Annotated in this window: 15 protein-coding genes; 1 reads left to right on the forward strand and 14 read right to left on the reverse strand. The window is 66.8% G+C overall.

What is annotated here, in order from left to right:
* Positions 1-9 precede the first annotated feature (9 nt).
* The 9 genes from QXZ94_RS17680 to QXZ94_RS17720 all read right to left on the reverse strand — a co-directional run bounded on the left by QXZ94_RS17680 (position 10) and on the right by QXZ94_RS17720 (position 10,088).
* Positions 10-1,746 (reverse strand): IlvD/Edd family dehydratase, encoded by a 1,737-nt coding sequence (locus QXZ94_RS17680; protein WP_315721478.1) that lies wholly within the window; start codon positions 1,744-1,746, stop codon positions 10-12.
* Positions 1,743-2,486 (reverse strand): FadR/GntR family transcriptional regulator, encoded by a 744-nt coding sequence (locus QXZ94_RS17685; RefSeq protein WP_315721479.1) that lies wholly within the window; start codon positions 2,484-2,486, stop codon positions 1,743-1,745. Before QXZ94_RS17685 ends, QXZ94_RS17680 begins: the two co-directional genes overlap by 4 nt.
* Positions 2,483-3,511: a galactofuranose ABC transporter, permease protein YjfF gene (yjfF, locus tag QXZ94_RS17690; RefSeq protein WP_315721480.1), complete on the reverse strand. Its 1,029-nt coding sequence runs from the start codon at positions 3,509-3,511 to the stop codon at positions 2,483-2,485. Before yjfF ends, QXZ94_RS17685 begins: the two co-directional genes overlap by 4 nt.
* Positions 3,508-4,500: an ABC transporter permease gene (locus QXZ94_RS17695; protein WP_315721481.1), complete on the reverse strand. Its 993-nt coding sequence runs from the start codon at positions 4,498-4,500 to the stop codon at positions 3,508-3,510. Before QXZ94_RS17695 ends, yjfF begins: the two co-directional genes overlap by 4 nt.
* Positions 4,497-6,047, reverse strand: a complete 1,551-nt coding sequence (locus tag QXZ94_RS17700) for a sugar ABC transporter ATP-binding protein (RefSeq protein ID WP_315721482.1) — start codon at positions 6,045-6,047, stop codon at positions 4,497-4,499. Before QXZ94_RS17700 ends, QXZ94_RS17695 begins: the two co-directional genes overlap by 4 nt.
* Before the next feature lie 212 nt (positions 6,048-6,259).
* Positions 6,260-7,225, reverse strand: coding sequence for a galactofuranose ABC transporter, galactofuranose-binding protein YtfQ (gene ytfQ, locus QXZ94_RS17705; protein WP_315721483.1), 966 nt, complete (start codon positions 7,223-7,225; stop codon positions 6,260-6,262).
* 247 nt (positions 7,226-7,472) lie between these two features.
* Positions 7,473-8,114, reverse strand: coding sequence for a bifunctional 4-hydroxy-2-oxoglutarate aldolase/2-dehydro-3-deoxy-phosphogluconate aldolase (gene eda / locus QXZ94_RS17710; protein ID WP_315721484.1), 642 nt, complete (start codon positions 8,112-8,114; stop codon positions 7,473-7,475).
* Positions 8,111-9,010: a sugar kinase gene (locus tag QXZ94_RS17715; protein ID WP_409998797.1), complete on the reverse strand. Its 900-nt coding sequence runs from the start codon at positions 9,008-9,010 to the stop codon at positions 8,111-8,113. The genes eda and QXZ94_RS17715 overlap by 4 nt, the downstream gene beginning before the upstream one ends.
* Before the next feature lie 46 nt (positions 9,011-9,056).
* Positions 9,057-10,088, reverse strand: coding sequence for an L-idonate 5-dehydrogenase (locus QXZ94_RS17720; RefSeq protein WP_315721486.1), 1,032 nt, complete (start codon positions 10,086-10,088; stop codon positions 9,057-9,059).
* A gap of 183 nt (positions 10,089-10,271) precedes the next feature.
* Here QXZ94_RS17720 and QXZ94_RS17725 point away from each other — a divergent pair, with 183 nt between their 5' ends.
* Positions 10,272-11,006 (forward strand): TonB family protein, encoded by a 735-nt coding sequence (locus QXZ94_RS17725; protein WP_315721487.1) that lies wholly within the window; start codon positions 10,272-10,274, stop codon positions 11,004-11,006.
* Between the two features lie 18 nt (positions 11,007-11,024).
* Here the strand turns inward: QXZ94_RS17725 and QXZ94_RS17730 are convergent, their stop codons facing one another.
* From QXZ94_RS17730 to QXZ94_RS17750, 5 genes are all read right to left on the reverse strand, one after another.
* Positions 11,025-12,440 (reverse strand): FAD-binding oxidoreductase, encoded by a 1,416-nt coding sequence (locus QXZ94_RS17730; RefSeq protein WP_315721488.1) that lies wholly within the window; start codon positions 12,438-12,440, stop codon positions 11,025-11,027.
* Between the two features lie 269 nt (positions 12,441-12,709).
* Positions 12,710-14,422: an ABC transporter ATP-binding protein gene (gene nikE, locus QXZ94_RS17735; protein ID WP_315721489.1), complete on the reverse strand. Its 1,713-nt coding sequence runs from the start codon at positions 14,420-14,422 to the stop codon at positions 12,710-12,712.
* Between the two features lie 14 nt (positions 14,423-14,436).
* Positions 14,437-15,297, reverse strand: coding sequence for an ABC transporter permease (locus QXZ94_RS17740; RefSeq protein ID WP_315726344.1), 861 nt, complete (start codon positions 15,295-15,297; stop codon positions 14,437-14,439).
* A gap of 2 nt (positions 15,298-15,299) precedes the next feature.
* Positions 15,300-16,331: an ABC transporter permease gene (locus tag QXZ94_RS17745; RefSeq protein ID WP_315721490.1), complete on the reverse strand. Its 1,032-nt coding sequence runs from the start codon at positions 16,329-16,331 to the stop codon at positions 15,300-15,302.
* Between the two features lie 246 nt (positions 16,332-16,577).
* A complete protein-coding gene (locus tag QXZ94_RS17750) occupies positions 16,578-18,197 on the reverse strand; it encodes an ABC transporter substrate-binding protein (RefSeq protein ID WP_315721491.1) in 1,620 nt (539 codons plus the stop codon).
* Between the last annotated feature and the right edge of the window lie 11 nt (positions 18,198-18,208).

The raw sequence follows: 18,208 nt of genomic DNA on the forward strand, positions 1-18,208 counted from the left end.
GAGCCCCTCTTAGTGATTGTCGCGCGGCACCGGCGAGCCGGTGCGGCCGACCAGGAAGTCGAAATCCACGCCGCGATCGGCCTGCAGCACGTGATCGATGTAGAGCTTCTGATAGCCGCGGTCGGCATGCGGCTTCGGCGGCGTCCAGGCGGCGCGGCGCGCGGCGAGCTCCTCGTCGCTGACATGCAGATGCAGGCGGCGGCCGGGAACGTCGAGCGTGATCATGTCGCCGTTCTTGACCAGCGCCAGCGGTCCGCCGACGGTGGCCTCCGGCGCGACATGCAGCACCACGGTGCCGTAGGCGGTGCCGGACATGCGCGCATCGGAGATGCGGATCATGTCGCGCACGCCCTGGCGCAGCACCTTGGCCGGCAGCGGCATGTTGCCGACCTCGGCCATGCCGGGATAGCCCTTCGGGCCGCAGTTCTTCAGCACCATGATGCAGGAGGCGTCGATGTCGAGAGTGTCGTCGTCGACCGCGTCATGCATCTCCTCAACGCTCTCGAACACCACCGCGCGCCCGGTGTGGTTCATCAGCTCCGGCGAGGCCGCCGACGGCTTGATGACGGCGCCGTTGGGCGCGAGGTTGCCGTTGAGGATGGCGATGCCGGCTTCGGTCTTGAACGGCGTCTCGAACGGCGTGATCACCTCGGCATTGTAGTTCGGCGCCTCGGCGACGTTGTCCCACAGCGTCTTGCCGTTGACCGTCCGCGCATCCTTGTGCAGCAGACCACGCTCCCCGAGCGCGCGCAGCACCGCCGGCAGGCCGCCCGCGTAGTAGAAGTCCTCCATCAGGAAGCGGCCCGACGGCATCAGGTCGACGAGGCAATGCACGTCGCGGCAGAGCCGGTCGAAATCATCGAGCGTCAGCTCGACGCCGACGCGGCCGGCGATCGCGAGCAGATGCACCACGGCGTTGGTCGAGCCGCCGATCGCCGCCAGCGTGCGGATCGCGTTCTCGAACGCCTGACGGGTCAGGATGTCCGACGGCTTGAGATCCTCATGGACCATCTCGACGATGCGCCGGCCGGCCATGCGGGCGAGCAGATTGCGGCGCGCGTCGGCGGCGGGGATCGCGGCATTCTCCGGCAGGCCGATGCCGAGTGCCTCCACCATGGAAGCCATCGTCGAAGCCGTGCCCATGGTCATGCAGCTGCCGGCCGAGCGGTTCATGCCGGCCTCGGCCTCATGAAACTCCTTCAGCGTGATCTCGCCGGCGCGCAGCTGCTCGCTCATCGAGATGATGTTGGTGCCGGAGCCGATGATCTGGCCGCGATAGACGCCGCGCAATTGCGGCCCGCCGGAGACGCCGATCGCCGGCAGGTCGGCCGAGGCCGCGCCCATCAAAAGCGCCGGCGTGGTCTTGTCGCAGCCCATCAGCAGCACGACGCCGTCGAGTGGATGCGCGCGGATCGCCTCCTCGACGTCCATCGAGGCGAGGTTGCGGAACAGCATCGCGGTCGGGCGCATCGTCACCTCGCCGAGCGAGGAGACCGGGAATTCCAAGGGATAGCCGCCGGCATCCAGCACGCCCTGGCGGACGTGCTCGGCGATGACGCGGAAATGCGCGTTGCAGGGCGTCAGCTCCGACCAGGTGTTGCAGATGCCGATGACAGGCCGGCCCTCGAAGCGGTCCTGCGGCGTGCCGCTGTTCTTCAGGAATGAGCGATAATAGAAGCCCATCTTGTCCTGGCGGCCGAACCACGCCTGGCTGCGCAGCTGCTTGTCTGATTTGTCGTTGCTCATTCCTGGTCCGTTCGTGCAGCCGATTGCGCATGACGCCGCCGGCCGTTGTAGATGACTTCGATCATGGCTTCCGAGGCGCCCTCGGGGTCTCCATTGGCGATCGCGTCGATGATGCGCTGGTGCCAGACCAGCACGGTGTCGCGATCGGCGGTCTCCACCGGAGCGCTCAAGACGAAGGAGGCACGCAGTGCCGCCTCGATGACCGCGCCGATCGAGCGCATGAAGGGATTGCCGGACGCATTGGCGATCGCGATGTGCAGGGCGAGGTCGGCGTCGGCGAAGGCGACCGAGGTCGACGGCTCGCGCTCCATCTTCGCCATCGCGGTGCGCATGGCCGCGACGTCGTCGTCGGTCCGGCGTTCGGCCGCGAGCGCTGCCGCGCGCGGCTCGATCGCCAGCCGGATCTCGGCGAGGTCGGCAAGGAAGCGCTTGTCGATCCCGGCGTCGAGATGCCACGCCAGCACGTCGGGATCGAACATGTTCCAGGCGGAGCGCTCGCGCACGACGGTGCCGACGCGGGCCTTGGTCGAGAGCAGGCCCTTGGCAACCAGGGTCTTGACGCTCTCGCGCAGCACCGGCCTGGAGACGCCGAACGTCGCCGTCAGTTCGGCATCGCCCGGCAGCCGCGCCCCTTCGCCGAGTTTGCCAGAGATGATGTCGATGCCGATGCTACGTGCGACCTCGGCGTGGTTGGAATGCGCCCGGCGCGTCGGGATCGAGACGATGTGCGACGACGTCATGTCGGCGCTCCCGCGGGCTTGACCTCTGCTGCAGGCTTGACGCCCGCCAGCTTGGCCCCTGCGGGCTTGACGGATGAGCGGCGCGCGAGCGCCATCAGACCTTGCTGCAGCGCAATGAAGACGAACAACAGAACCCCCGTGGCGATCTTGGTCCACCAGCTCGACAGCGTGCCGTCGAAATTGATGTAGGTCTGGATCATGCCCTGGATCAGGACGCCAAGGAAGGTGCCGATGACGGAGCCCTGCCCGCCGGTCAACAAAGTTCCGCCGATTACGACGGCCGCGATGGTGTCTAGCTCGACGCCGACCGCCGAGAGCGAATAGCCGGCCGCGGTATAAAAGGAGAAGACGATGCCGGCGAGACCCGCGAGCACGCTGGACAGCATATAGATACGGATCGTCATCGGCCCGACCGGGATGCCCATCAGCGCGGTCGCGGCGCGGCTGCCGCCGAGCGCATAGACGTTGGCCCCGAACCGCGTCAGGTGCAGCAGCAGCGCGCAGAGCACCAGGATCACCAGCATCGCGATCGCGATGGCGGTGAGCCGCCCGCCACCCGGCAAGCGGATCGCAAAATCCGAAACGGCGCTGTAGATCGGCGCGGTGATCGGAATCGATTCGGTCGACAAAAGGAAGCTGATGCCGCGCGCCAAAAACATGCCGGCCAGCGTCACGATGAAGGGCGGCAGCTCGAACACGTGGATGACGGTGCCCATCGCGGCGCCGAACAGCGCGCACAGCACCAGCACCAGCGCGAACGCGGCCAGCGGCGGAATGCCCCAGCGCTCGATCGCGAGCGCGGTGAACACTGTGGTGAAGCCGATCACCGAGCCGACGGAGAGATCGATGCCGCCGGAGATGATGACGAAGGTCATGCCGGCCGCGACGATGCCGAGGAAGGCATTGTCGGTGAGCAGATTGGCGACGACGCGGGTCGAGGCGATGTTCGGGAATTGCAGCGCGCACAGCGCGAAGCCGGCGACCAGCACGAAGGCGGTGATCGCAACCGAGGTCGAGGCCTTCATGGCTTGGTCCTCCGCCAGCGCGCGGTGAAGCGCGAGAGATCGCCGAGCCGCGGCGACTGCGCCAGCAGCACGGCCAGCACGACGACGGCCTTGACCAGCAGATTGAGCTCCGGCGGATAGCCCGACAGCAGGATGCCGGTGTTCATGGCCTGGATGATCAGCGCGCCGGCCACTGCCAGCACCAGGCTGAAGCGGCCGCCGAACAGCGAGGTGCCGCCGATTACGACCGCGAGGATGGCGTCGAGCTCGAGCCAGAGTCCCGCGTTGTTGGCATCGGCGCCCATGATGTCGGCCGCAGCGATCACGCCGGCCAGCGACGCGCACAGGCCGCACCAGACATAGACCGAGAGGATCATCGCGCGGGTGCCAACGCCGGAGAGCTCGCTGGCGCGCGCATTGCCGCCGGTCGCCTCGATCAGGAGCCCGAGCGCGCTGCCGCGCACGACCGCCGCCGTGACCAGCAGCATGCCCAGGGCGATCACCACGGGTGTCGGCAGGCCGAGCACGGCGCCATTGCCCATCCACACCAGGTCCGGCGAGGTGAAGGTGACGATGCGGCCTTCGGTGATCAGCTGCGCGATGCCGCGGCCCGCGACCATCAGGATGAGTGTCGCGACGATCGGCTGGATGCGGAGCACGGCGACGAGGATGCCGTTCCACAGCCCGCAGGCGAGGCCGACGGCGAGCGCCGAGGCGAGCACGACCGGCAGCGAATGCGTATCGGCGAGGCTCGCTGCTGTCGCGCCCGCGATCGCCATGACGGCGCCGACCGAGAGGTCGATGCCGCCGGTCGCGATCACCAGCACCATGCCGAGCGACAGCAGCGCCACCGGCGTGCCGCGGTTGAGCACGTCGATCACGCTGCCGAACAGACGGCCGTCCTGCAGATGCAGATTGAAGAACTGCGGTGACACCAGACGATCGATCATCAGAATGATGATCAGCGCCAGCGCCTGAGCCATGCCGCGGCGGGGAATGCGGAGCGTCATGATGCGGCCTCGTGCGCCGGCGCGGTGTCGGCGGCGATCGCCGCGAGAATGCTGGAGACTTCGATCGCGTCGCCCTTCAGCTCCTCGACATGTTCGCGATCGCGCAGCACCACGACTCGGTTCGAATAGGTGACGATCTCGTCGAGCTCCGAGGAGATGACGAGCAGCGCCAAGCCCTGGTCGCACAGCTCGCGGACCAGACGGATGATCTCGGCATGGGCACCGACGTCGATGCCGCGCGTCGGCTCGTCGAGCACCAGCAGCTTCGGCGACGTCGCCAGCCAACGGGCAAGCAGCGCCTTCTGCTGATTGCCGCCGGAGAGCAGCCCGATCGGCCGCTCCGGATCCGGCGGGCGGATGTCGAGCATGCGGATGTAGCGCATCGCGATCTCGTCCTGCTCGCGCCGCGACAGCGGGCGATGCAGCCCGCGCCGCGCCTGCAGCGCCAGCACGATGTTCTCGCGCACCGTCAGGTCGGCGACGATGCCCTCGGTCTTGCGCTCCTCCGGGCAGTAACCGAAGCCGAAGCCTGCGCCATCGCGCGGCGAATTCAGCTTGATGACCTTGCCGTCGATCATGGCCTCGCCGCTGTCGGCGCGCTCGGCGCCGAACACCAGCCGCGCCGTCTCGGTCCGGCCCGAGCCGAGCAGGCCCGCAAGTCCCACGACTTCGCCGCGGCGCAGCTCCAGATCAAACGGCGCGACATAGCCCTGCTTGCCAAAGCCCTTGAAGCTGACGCAGACCTCGCGCGCCGTGTCGGGCTGGCTCGCCGCACGCTCATGCGTCGTTTCGGCGAGCTCGCGGCCCAGCATCATGCGGATGAGGTCGAGCCGCGGCAGGTCGGCGATGTCACGCGAGCCGATCAGGCGGCCGTTGCGCAGCACGGTGACGCGGTCGCAGATCTCATAGACCTGATCGAGGAAATGGCTGACGAAGACGATGCCGATGCCGCGCTCCGCAAGCTTGCGCATCACGCTGAAGAGGATTTCCACTTCGTGGCGGTCGAGGCTCGCGGTCGGCTCGTCGAGAATGAGCACGCGCGCCGACAGATCGACCGCGCGCGCGATCGCCGTGATGTGCTGGACCGCAACCGAGTAGCTCGCAAGCGGCGCGCCGACGTCAATGTCCAGGCCGTAATCGAGCAGCAGCGCACGCGCGCGCCGCTTCATCTCGCCCTCGCGCACGACGCCGAAGCGCGTCGGCTGGCGGCCGAGAAACAGATTCTGCGCCACCGACAGGTTCGGCAGCAGGTTCACTTCCTGATAGACGGTGGCGATCCCGGCATCGACGGCGTCCTTGGCCGAGCGCGGCGCGATCTCGCGATCGGCGAGCCGCACCGTGCCGGCGTCGCGCGCGAACACGCCGGTGACGACCTTGATCAGGGTCGACTTGCCGGCGCCATTTTCGCCCAGCAGCGCGTGGATCTCGCCCTCACCCAAGGTGAAGTCGACGCCATCGAGCGCTTTCAGCGTACCGAAGCTCTTCGACAAGCCGCGAATGTCCAGAAGCGAGGGACGCGTCGCCGGCGGAGCTGAGGGATCAGACATGAGGAACTACACGGACTACTTGGCCAACATCCGGAAAGCTGACGCCTGCACAACGTGCAGACGCCAGCGATCTATCTCCGTCGTCCCGGCGAAAGCCGGGACCCATACCGCGGATGGGTTGATTGAGGCACTTGGCCAATACCGTGCGCCTCATCAGCTGCGGTGGTTATGGGTCCTGGCTTTCGCCAGGACGACGGTCAAAGAAGCCAGGCTCAGTAGCCCAGGCCCTTCTTGCTGTCGTAGACCTTCATCGGCTCGTCGGCCGAGGTGTAGAGCTTCGACTCGGTCTGGATCCACTTCGGCGGCACCGTGCCCTTCTCCTTGAAGGCGACGATGGCGTCGAAGGCGGGGCCGGCCATGTTCGGCGTCAGCTCGACGGTCGCATTGGCCTCGCCGGCGGCGATCGCCTTGAAGATGTCCGGCACCGCGTCGATCGAGACGGTCAGGATGTCCTTGCCCGGCTTCAGGCCGGCTTCCTTCATCGCCTGGATCGCGCCGACCATCATGTCGTCGTTGTGGGCGTAGACGGCGCAGATCGACTTGCCGCCGTTCTCGGCCTTGATGAAGCTCTCCATCACCTCCTTGCCCTTGGCGCGGGTGAACTCGCCGGTCTGGCTGCGCACGACCTTCAGGTTGGCATTCTTGGCGACGACGGAGTCGAAGCCCTTCTTGCGGTTGGTCGCGACGCTGGCGCCGACGGTGCCCTGCAGCTCGACGACGTTGCAGTCCTTGCCGCCGACGGTCTTGGCGAGCCACTCGCCGGCGACCGCGCCTTCATGCACGCTGTCGGAGGTCACGGCGGTCAGATAGAGGTCCTTGCCCGCGGGATCGATGTCGCGGTCGAGCAGCACGACCGGGATCTTGGCTTCCTTGGCTTCCTTCAGCACGGCGTCCCAGCCGGAGGCCACGACCGGCGCGAGGAAGATCGCGTCGACGCCCTGCGCGATGAAGGAGCGGATCGCCTTGATCTGGTTTTCCTGCTTCTGCTGCGCGTCGGCGATCTTCAAATTGATCTTGCGCTTGGCGGCTTCCGACTTCGAGACCGAGGTCTCGGCGGCGCGCCAGCCGGACTCCGATCCGATCTGCGAAAAGCCGACGGTCAGCTCAGCAGCGCTGGCGGAGGTCGCGAGCAGCAAGGCGGCCGTTGCCGAGGCCGCAAAGAGGGCTTTCAGGGTCATCAGACGTTCTCTCCCACAAAGTATCTGTTCTCGGTACGGCGCCGCTCACAGCGGTGTCTTCGCACCGTTATCGTCAGCTCGGTGGCTGACGGGGTCCGTTATTCCACGGAACCTCCGACCTGACTAGTCATATTATTTGACTGTAATACTTTTTGAGGGAGCTGTGTATAGGGGCGCACCGGCTCATGCGAGTGCGCTGCAGCAAATAGGCTGCAGCCCTCACGTCGATTTGGAGTTGGCGAAGATTTCAGCGCAGCGTCGTCGCCTCGCGGGCGCGCTGCTCGATGGCGGCCCACGCGCCCGCCTTGATGTCGGACGCAGGCGCCACCCAGGAGCCGCCGATCGCGACAACCTTCTTATGCGCGAGCCATTGCGCGGCGTTGCCGGCATTGATGCCGCCGGTCGGACAGAAGCGCACGTTCGGGAACGGCCCGGCCAGCGCATCGAGCGCGGCGAGCCCACCGGCCGGGACGGCGGGAAAGAACTTCACCAGCTCGTACCCGCGCGTCACGCAGGCGATCAGATCCGAGGGGGTCTGAATGCCCGGCGCGAACGGCAGCTCGCCGGCATTGGCCGCGTCCAGCAGCTCGATTGAGAGGCCCGGACTGATCGCAAACGCCGCGCCGAGCTTTGCGGCGCGCTCGTAGTCCGCCGGTGTCAGCACCGTGCCGATGCCGACACTCGCCTCCGGCACCTCGCTGATGATCGCACGCGCCGCGTCGAAGCCCGCCTGCGTGCGCAAGGTGATCTCGATGACACGCAGGCCGCCGCTGACGAGCGCCCGCGCCAGCGGCACGGCCTGCGCTGCGTCGTCGATCGTGATCACCGGGATCACCGGTGCCAGCGCAAACACCGCATCGAGCTTCGCGCGTTTGTCCGAACTGCTCATGACGCCTCGCTCGATGTCAGAATGTCCCGCGGCATCGCATTCGCCGGAATTACCGCGCCTGGCGCCATGATCACGGCGCCGGCCAACCGGTGGCCGGCCAACGCCGCCTTGCGCGGCGGTGCGCCCTTGATCCGTGCGGCCAGATAACCCGCATTGAAGGAATCTCCGGCCGCCGTGGTGTCGACCGGCTGCAGCACGGCGGGCGGCGCGATATCGACCAGCACGCCATCGGCGTGGATCAGGCAGCCGCGCGGGCCGCGCTTGATGACGATTTCGGCCACGCCGGCATCCCTGAAGCGGCGCAGGCAGACCGAAGCATCGGCATCGCCGAACAGCATCTGCTCGTCCTCGAGGGTCGGCAGCGCGATGTCGACCAATGGCAGGATGGCGCGAAAAGCGCGCTGCGCCACTTCGCGGCTGGCCCAGCCGCGCGGCCGGTAGTTGCCGTCGAACACCACGCGAGCCCCGCGCTTGCGCGCCACCGTGAGCAGTTCTCGCAGCTTGGCCTTGCCGGTCTCGCCATACAGCGACAAGCTGATGCCTGAGAGATAGATCACCTCGAAGCGGGAGAGACGGTCGAGCATGGCGGGATCGGCGCGATCGAACAGCTCGCGGGCCGGTGCGCGGTCGCGCCAATACAGGAAACTGCGCTCCCCCCGGGCATCGCGCTCGATCATGTAGAGGCCGGGCACGCGGCCCTCAACGCGGAGCACCTCCGCGGTCTCGATGCCCTCCGCCTGCCATGCCGCCAGCATCATCGCGCTCAAGGGATCGTCGCCGAGCGCGGTCACGTAGGAGGCGGGCACGCCGAGCCGGGACAGATAGAGCGCCGTGTTGAGCGTGTCACCGCCGAAGCCGCGCCTGAACAGGCTGCCGTCCTCCTGCGCGAACTCCACCATGCACTCTCCGATGCAGGCGACTCTCATCGGCGTAATCCCGCGATCAAAACGTCAAATGAACCTTCATCGACCGGCTACGATCGCTGGCGAGCTCGAAGGCGGAAATTGCCTCCTGGAACGGCAGCGTGGCTGAGATCAGCGGCTTCACGTCGAGCAGGCCCTCGCCCATCAGCCGCACCGCCAGATCGAATTCACGGTCGAACCGGAACGTGCCGCGCAATTGCAGCTCCTTCGTGACCAGCGTGTTCAGCGGCAACGTCATTTCGCCGCCGAGCCCGAGCTGGACGATGACGCCGCCCGGCCTCATCACGTCGAGCGCCGCGCGCAGCGCGGCCTGGTTGCCGGACGCCTCGAACAACACGTCGAACGTGCCCTTGCCGGCGCGCCACGGATCGAGCGCGGCCGGCTCCGCGGCGACGTTGAACGCATGGCTGGCGCCGAGCTTGCGGGCCACCGCGAGCGGGGCCTCGGCGACATCGGTCGCGACGATCTCGGCCGCCCCGCCGTAACGCGCGACCAGGATCGCCAGCGCGCCGATCGGTCCGCAGCCGGTGACCAGAACGCGCTTGCCGAGCAGGGAGCCGGCCTGATGCGCGGCATGCAGGCACACCGACAGCGGCTCGGCCATCGCCGCTTCGCCGAGCGACAGCGACGGTGCGATCGGCACCGCCTGCGAGGCATCGACGGTGATGAATTCGCGAAAGCCGCCCTGCACGTGCGGATCGCACATCGCGCTGCCCATGAAGCGCATGTCCAGGCACTGGTTGCGCAGGCCCTCGCGGCAATAGGCGCAGTGGCCGCAGGGCAGGCTCGGATTGACGGCAACGCGGGTGCCTTCGGACAGTCCGGTCACGCCGGCGCCGACCGCGGCGACCACGCCGGCGATCTCATGGCCGAGCGCCATCGGCTGCTTGATCCGCACCGTGCCGAAACCGCCATGGTGGTAATAATGCAGGTCCGAGCCGCAGATGCCGCCAGCCTCGATCTTCACCCGGACCTGCCCCACATCCGGCGCCGGATCGGGGAAGCTGTCGATGCGCAGATCCTTGGGCGCATGTATCACGACGGCACGCATCGGCCGGGTCTCCCTGTGTTTCTCTTATCTGCCGATCCTAGACCACGAGGAGCCGGGGTCGGCAAGCGCTTCGTTGCGAGGACTGCCCGCCTCAATTGCCCGGCCGGCGCGCCAGCCTGAACAGCCGCGACAACATTGGACCAGAAAGTTAAGGTTGTTTGCCAACCACGGGGTCTCGTCTCAATGCGCCACTTTAGTTTGTTTCTTCTCGTTCTGCTGTCGATATCCGGCACGGCGTTCGCGGACGAGATGGCGTTCAAGCGGCAGCTTCAACAGCACCTCTTGGAAAACAGCTGGGTCATTCCGAGACGGTTGCAGACCAAGGCCGTTGATGTCGGCGTTGTGTTCTCGATCGGCCGGGACGGGAAGCTCTTGGATGCAATCGTCGATCAAAGCTCCGGCTCGCCCACCGACGATGCAGACCTTCTCGCCAGCGTCAGGCGCATCCGCGCGTTTCCGCGGGTTCCTGACGAGCTGAACGCCCCCTATGAAATCAAGACCACGTTCAATCTGGGGATGCAGCGGCGGATCGGCCACGTCGACCTGCAATGGCCTCCGACCGGTCAGACACCGGCCCGGGAGCTCGCCTATCGCAGCGACGTCCAACACCATTTGCAGCTCCATCTACGCACCTTGCCAGACGGCGCCAATATCCCCGGGGACTCGCATTCGACCATCGCCTTCTCACTCGATCGCGACGGCCACCTCGTCGAGGCCAAGGTCACCAAGAGCTTCGGACGGAAAGCGTTTGATGATCAGACCCTCGCCTGGCTCAGGTCGATTGAGCCCTTCCCCCACATGCCCTCGGAGCTGATTTCACCGATCAAACTGACAGCCGAACTGGTATTCGCTCCCAGGGGTGTCTGGAACGACGAAGACGCCCGACGAAAGGTCAACGGCGTCTGCCGGGGCTGCTGATCCGCGCGAAGTTCTGTCTTATGCCTCGGGCAGCAGCTTGCCCGGGTTCATCAGCCCGTGCGGATCGAGCGTGCGCTTGAGCTGACGCATCAGCTCGAGCTCGAGCGGCGGCTTGCACAGCGGCATCTCGGAGGTGCGGAGCTGGCCGATGCCGTGCTCGGCGCTGATCGAGCCGCGGCGGCGGGTGATCTCGTCGTGGACGAGGCGGGTGATGCGCGAGCCCTGTTCGTAGAACTCGGCTTCGGTCATGGCGAGCGGCCGCATCAGATTGTAGTGCAGATTGCCGTCGCCGAGATGGCCGAACACCATGGGGCGGATGCCGGGCAGCGCGGCGCCGACGGCGGCATCCATCACATCGACGAAGTCGGCGATCTCGGCGACGGGCACGGCGACGTCGTGCTTCAGCGCCTTGCCCTCGCGTACCAGGGCTTCCGACACGCTCTCGCGCACTCGCCAGAACGCCTTGGCCTGGGTGCCGTCCTGCGCGACGGCAGCGTCGGACGCGAGCCCCTGCGCCATCGCATCGGTCAGCGTGGCTTCGAGGCGCGCCGTCAGCGCGGCTTCGTCGCCGATGTCGCTGAGCTCGATCAGAACGGCCGCATCCGGCAGTGCGCCGAAGGGCAGTCGCGTATCCGGCATCTGGCGCAGGATCATCTCCAGCGTCGCCGCGGTCAGGAATTCGAACGCCGTCAGGCGGTCGCCGCACCGCGCGCGCGACAGTTGCAAGATCTTCAGCGCCGCGACCGCATCGGCAACCGCGACGAAGGCAGTGGCGCGGGCGGTCGGCTGCGGAAACAGTTTCAGCACCGCGCCGGTGATGATGCCGAGCGTGCCTTCCGAGCCGATGAAGAGATCACGCAGCGCGTAGCCGGTGTTGTCCTTGCGCAAGGCGCGCAGGCCGTCCCAGATGCGGCCATCCGGCAGCACCACTTCGAGACCAAGCGTCAGCTCGCGCATCACGCCATAGCGCAGCACAGCGACGCCGCCGGCATTGGCCGCGAGATTGCCGCCCACGGTACAGCTGCCTTCGGAGCCCAAACTCAGCGGAAACAGCAGGCCGGCCTCGCGCGCGGCATCCTGCACTTTCGCCAGCACGACACCGGCATCGACGACGATGGTCTGGCCGATCGGATCGATCGCGCGAATGCGGTTCAGGCGCGACAGCGACAGCACGATCGCATGGCTGCTGGCATCCGGCGTCGCGCCGCCGGACAGGCTGGTGTGGCCGCCTTGCGGCACCACGGCGACGCGCGCCTCGGCGCAGGCCGCCATCACGGCTGCAACCTCCTCCGTCGAACCGGGGCGCACCACGGCGATCGCGGCGCCCTGATACTTGCCGAGCCAGTCGCGCAGATACGGCGCTTGATCCTCGGGCGCGACGAGCACATGCCTCGCGCCGACGGCGCTCTGCAGCCTTTCGATCAGCTCAGTCATGATCCGTGTTTTTGAACCCTGGACTCTCAAGACGGCCGCAAACTAACAGGATGGGCGACATCGGCCCCAATACCAAGTTGTCCGCCGTCCATAATCGATTGTTATGGGTGGTGAGAGCGGGGCCTCATGGTTCGAGACGCGCCGCACGTGGCGCTCCTCACCGTGAGGAGTGAGAGTTTCGCTGCGGATACCAGCCTCGTCCTGAGGAGCCCGCCGAAGGCGGGCGTCTCGAAGGACGGTTGGCGGCACGCCTGCCGTTTCACGCCTTGTCACACGGGACAGACATCAAGCGCCTGTGGCGCGATGTGCGGGACCGCGTCGACCAGCTCGCGGGTGTAGTCGGTCTGCGGATTGGCGAACAGCGCGCGGCTCTCGCCCTGCTCGACGATGGCGCCGGTGCGCAGCACGATGGTGCGGTCGCACATCATGCGCACGACGTTGAGATCGTGACTGACGAACAGGAAGGCGAGATTGTCCTCCCGCCTGAGCTTGTTGAGGAGCTGCAGCACCACCGCCTGCACGGAGACGTCAAGCGCCGCGGTCGGCTCGTCGAGCACCAGCAGCCGCGGCTTGCAGGCGATCGCGCGGGCGATGCCGACACGCGCCTTCTGGCCGCCGGAGAGCTGGTGCGGAAAGCGCTGCAGCAGCTCGCGCGGCAGGCCGACGCGCTCGGCGCATTCCTCGACCCGCTGGCGCATCGTGTCGCCCGAGCGCATGTTCATCAGCCGGTACAGCGGATGCGCGATGCAGTCGAACGCGGTGTAGCGCGGATTGAGGCTGTCGTTCGGATCCTGGAAAACGATCTGGATGTCCTTGCGCAGCTCGGAGCGGTGGAAGTCGCGCGACGGAATCTGCCCGATCGATTGGCCATCGAACAGGATCTCGCCTTCGCTGGCATCGATCAGCCGGCAGATCATGCGCGAGGTCGTGCTCTTGCCGGAGCCGCTCTCGCCGACCAGGCCGACGCTCTCGCCGCCCCGCATCGTCATCGAGAAGTCGGCGACGCCGATGGTGCCGTCGTCGAAGCGCTTGACGATGTTCTTGACGTCCAGCAGCAGCGGCGTGCCGTGCGGCGGAGGCGGCAGCGCGGTCAATTCGACCAGCGGAATTGTCTCGCCATCAGGCACGAGGTCCTCGATGCGCGAGGTCGCCGTCGGCGACGCCGCGACCAGCCGCTTGGTGTAGGGATGCTGCGGCCGGTGGAACAAGGTCAGCGGCGCGGCCTCCTCGACCAGCCTGCCCTGCTCCATCACCACGACGCGGGCGCAATAGCGCGCCGCGAGGCCCAGATCGTGCGTGATCAGGATCGTCGCCATGCCGCGCTCGGCCGCGATCTTGGCGAGCAGGTCCATCACCACCTTCTGCGTGGTGACATCGAGACCGGTGGTCGGCTCGTCGGCGATGAGCAGCGACGGATTGCAGGAGATCGCGACCGCGATCATCACGCGCTGGCACATGCCGCCGGAGAGCTCGTGCGGATAGGCGCTCATGCGCCGCTCGGGATCGCGGATCTGCACCGCCTTCAGCAGGTTCAGCGCCTCGGCCAGCGCCTCCTGCCGCGACAGCCGTCGATGCGCGAGGATCGCATCCGCGACCTGCTGGCCGACGGTGCGGATCGGATTCAGCGCCGCACGCGGGTTCTGGAAGATCATCGACATCGCAGCGCCGTGCAGGCTGCGCAGATCGGCGCCGCCGGCACGGGTGATGTCCTGGCCCTTGAAGCGGATGCGGCCGTCAGCGATGCGGCCGGCCTTGTCGAGCAGATGGGTGATGGCAAAGCCGGTGACCGATTTGCCGGAGCCGCTCTCGCCGACCAGCCCCAGCATCTCTCCCGGCTGCAGCGACAGCGACACGCCGCGCACGGCCTCGACGAGGCCGCGGCGCGTGGAGAACGTGACCTTGAGGTTCTCGACCTCCAGCAGCGGCGACTTGCTTTCAGATGCGCTCACGAGCGCATCCTCGGAAGCGCCACGCCTGTTCATTCTGAGATCCGCCGTCATGTGCGCATCCGGGGATCAAGGATGTCGCGCAAACCATCGCCCAGCAGGTTGAAGCACAGCACCGCGCTCATCAGCGCGAGGCCAGGGAACGCCACCAGCCACCACCGCCCGGTGGAGATGAAGCGCGCGCCCTCGGCGACCATGATGCCCCATTCCGGCGTCGGCGGCTTGACGCCGAGGCCGATGAAGGAGAGGCCGGCGGCATTGAGGATCGCCCAGCCGAGATTGAGCGACATCTGCACCGCCATCGCCGGCAGCACGTTCGGCAGCAGGAAGCGCAACACCACCGCGACGTGGCTTTCACCGCAGGCGCGCGCGGCCTCGACCCAGCCGAGGTTGCGGCGGATGTTCACCTCAGCGCGCGCGAAGCGGATGTAGAACGGCAGGTTGATGATCGCGGTCGCGATTACGATGTTCTCGACGCGGTTGCCGAGCGCGGCGACCATCGCCATCGCCAGCACGAACAGCGGGAACGCCATCAGCACGTCGACGAAGCGGCCGACCGCCTTGTCGAGCCGGCCGCCGGCATAGCCGCAGAGAGCGCCGATCACCGAGCCGATCGCGAAGGACACCGCGACCGCGGTCACGGCGATGGTGAGATCGAGCCGGCTCGCCACGATCAGGCGGCTCAGCACGTCGCGGCCGAGCTGGTCAGTGCCAAACCAATGCGCTGCGCTGGGCGGCTGCAGCGCCGCCGGCACGTCGGAGGCGATCGGATCGTAAGGCGCGAGCCACGGCGCAAAGATCGCCATCAGCGCCAGCAGCAGCGCGCCGCCGGCCGCGAGCGCCGTGACCGGATTGCCGCGCAGCACGAAGGCGGTATGGCGCAGCGTGGATGAGGTCTCGATCGTGGTCATGCTCATGCCACCGTCGCGCGGGGATCGGCGATGCCGTAGAGCAGATCGACCAGGAGATTGACGATCACGAAGATCGTCGCCATCAGCAGCACGAAACCCTGTACCGGCGCGTAGTCGGAGACCAATAGCGCATCGAGCGCGTAGGACGCGACACCCGGCCAGGAGAACACCTTCTCGACCAGCACGTTCGCGCCCAGCATGGTCGAGAACACGATGCCGGCGATGGTGATGACCGGCAGGATCGCGTTCCTCAGGGCATAGATGACGACGATGCGCCACCACGACAGCCCGACCGAGCGCGCGGTACGGACGAAGTCGCTGCCGAGCGAGACCAGCATTGAAGCACGGGTGATGCGCGCCAGCGGCGCGATCACGAACAGCGCCATCGTGACGGCCGGCAGCATCAGCTGCCGCGCCGCCGCCCACCAGCCCTCGATATCGCCGGCGAGCAGGAAGTCGATGATCAGGAAGCCGGTGCGCTGCGGCGGCAGGCTCGCGAAGATGTCGATGCGGCCCGTGGGATCAGGCGCAATGCCGAACAAATAGTAGAACACGTAGATCAACAACAGACCGGAGACGAAGGTCGGCACGCAGACGCCGAGCGAACAGAACAGCCGCACGCCGTGATCGATCAGCGATCCCGGCCTGAGCGCGGCGATGACGCCGAGCGGCACCGCGGAGACCAGCGCGATCAGGAGCGCCGTCAAGGTCAGCTCGAGCGACGCCGGCAGCCGCTCCTTGAGATCTTTGGCGACCGCCTGCCCAGTCATCATCGAGCGGCCGAGATTGCCGCGGGCGACGTCGGTCAGATAGATCACGAGCTGGTTGGGCAGCGGCTTGTCGAGCCCGAGCTGCCGGCGGATGACCTCGATCTCCTCCTTGCCGGCGTTGGGGCCGGAGGCGAAGAACACGGCTGGGTCCCCCGGCAGCACGCGCATCAACAGGAAGGTGAAAACCAGGACGCCGAACAGCGCCGGCAGCGACGAGATGAAGCGTCGTCCCGCCCGCAGCAGAGTTGCGCCGATCGTGTTCATGTCTCCTGGTTCTCCTCACTCGATCAATTGTCGATTGAATCGCAACGCCCGCCGCGATCCAAACTTCTCACCACACCGATCCCGTCGTGCTTTGTTACTCCGTCATGCCCGGGCTCGTCCCGCCTGCGGGCCGAGGCCCCTTCGGCGCGGCGAAGGCCCGGGCATCCACGTCCTTCCAAGCGTGCCGAACCGCGTGGATGGCCGGGACAAGCCCGGCCATGACGATCCAGAGCAGAGCCAGTCGCGTTACTTGCGGCTCAGGTTACGATAATCGACCTGCCGCGTGAACTGGTAGACGTAGCCGTCCACCGTCGGCTGCATCACCGCGTCCTGCGCCGCCTGCCAGATCGGGATCTGGAACATCTGGTCGAAATGGATGGCGTTGAGCGCCTTGCCCTCGGCCTCGTATTTCGCCTTGTCGGCCTCGAAGCGCGCCTCCTGGGCGATCTTCTCCAGCTCGGCATTGTCGGTGGACGAGTAGTTCCAGCGCTGCTTGCCGGTGTAGAAGTTGCGGTAGAAATAGTCGGTCGACGGCAGCCAGGCGACGATGCCCTCGATGAAGAACGGCAGCTTCTTCTCGTTGATCGCCGTCGACATCTGCGCATCCGGCAGCTTCTGGATGTCGACCTTGATGCCGATCTTGGCCAGCGACTCCTTCACCAGCGCCGCCATCGGCTCGGCCGTCGCGGCCTGGCCGACGTTGAAGCTGAACGTCGTGGAGAACCCGTCCGGCATGCCGGCATCTTTCAGGTACGCCTTGGCCTTTTCCAGGTCGAGCTTGATCGGCTGCGGGATCGGATAGCCGCCGCTCGGCGGCTTGCCGTCGGCCCAGGTCGCGCCGTACAGCGGCGCGCCGCGGCCGAACAAGGCGGCCTTGAACATGTCGTCGTAGGGCAGCGCGTAGGCAATGGCGCGGCGCACATTGACGTTGTCGAACGGCGGGATGGTGTTGTTCATCGAGATGAAGGTCACCGCATTGTATTGCGGCGTCGAGATCACCTTCAGCTTGCCCTTGCCTTCGAGCGACTGCACGTCGCTGGCCTGCAGGTCGATGACGAGATCGGCGTCGCCGCGCTCAACGAGGTTGGCGCGCGTCGCCGGCTCCGGCACCGACTGGATGATCAGCCGCTTGAATGCCGCCGGCTTGTCCGGCGTGCCGCGGTTCCAGGCGTCGTTGCGCTTGGCGATCACCTGCTCGCCCGGCTTGAAGGTCTCGACGATGTAGGCGCCGCTGCCTGCCGCGTTCTCCTTGGTCCAGTTCAGCGCCCACGGATCGTCCGCCGTCGCATGCGCCTTGGCGAGCTTGGAGTTGATGATGATCGGATAGACGGTCGCCAGATTCGGCAGAGCCAGCTTGTCCGGCTTCGGCAAGGTGACTTCGATCGTCAGGGGATCAATCACCTTGAACTGATCGGCCGAGGTCAGCGAGCCAGTCAGCAGCTGCGCCTTGCCGAGGATCGGCGCGGTGACGCAGCGGTCGAGCGACCATTTGACGTCCTCTGCCGTGACCGGCGAGCCATCCTGGAACTTGGCATCGGGGCGCAGCTTGAAGGTGATCTTCAAGCCGTCGGCGCTGACCGAATAGGATTCGGCGAGCTCGCCGGTGATCGTGTCGAGATCGAACACCCACTTACCATTCAGCTGCTTGCGGCCGAACGACACCAGCCGGTCGTAGCTCGACATCGACAGCGCGAAGGCTTCGCGCGTCGAGCCGGGGATGTTCGGATCGAGCGTGTTGACGGTCGCGCCGGTGACGTAGCGCAACGTCTCCGCGCGGCTCTGCGCATGCGCTGCCGGCGCCGCCAGTGTCACCGCAAGCAACGCGGTCGCCGCGAACAACGAACGTTTGGACATTTTAAAACTCATCGCCCCTGTTC

It is taken from the genome of Bradyrhizobium sp. SZCCHNS2022 (assembly GCF_032377575.1).
GTDB classification, from domain to species: Bacteria; Pseudomonadota; Alphaproteobacteria; order Rhizobiales; family Xanthobacteraceae; genus Bradyrhizobium; species Bradyrhizobium aeschynomenes.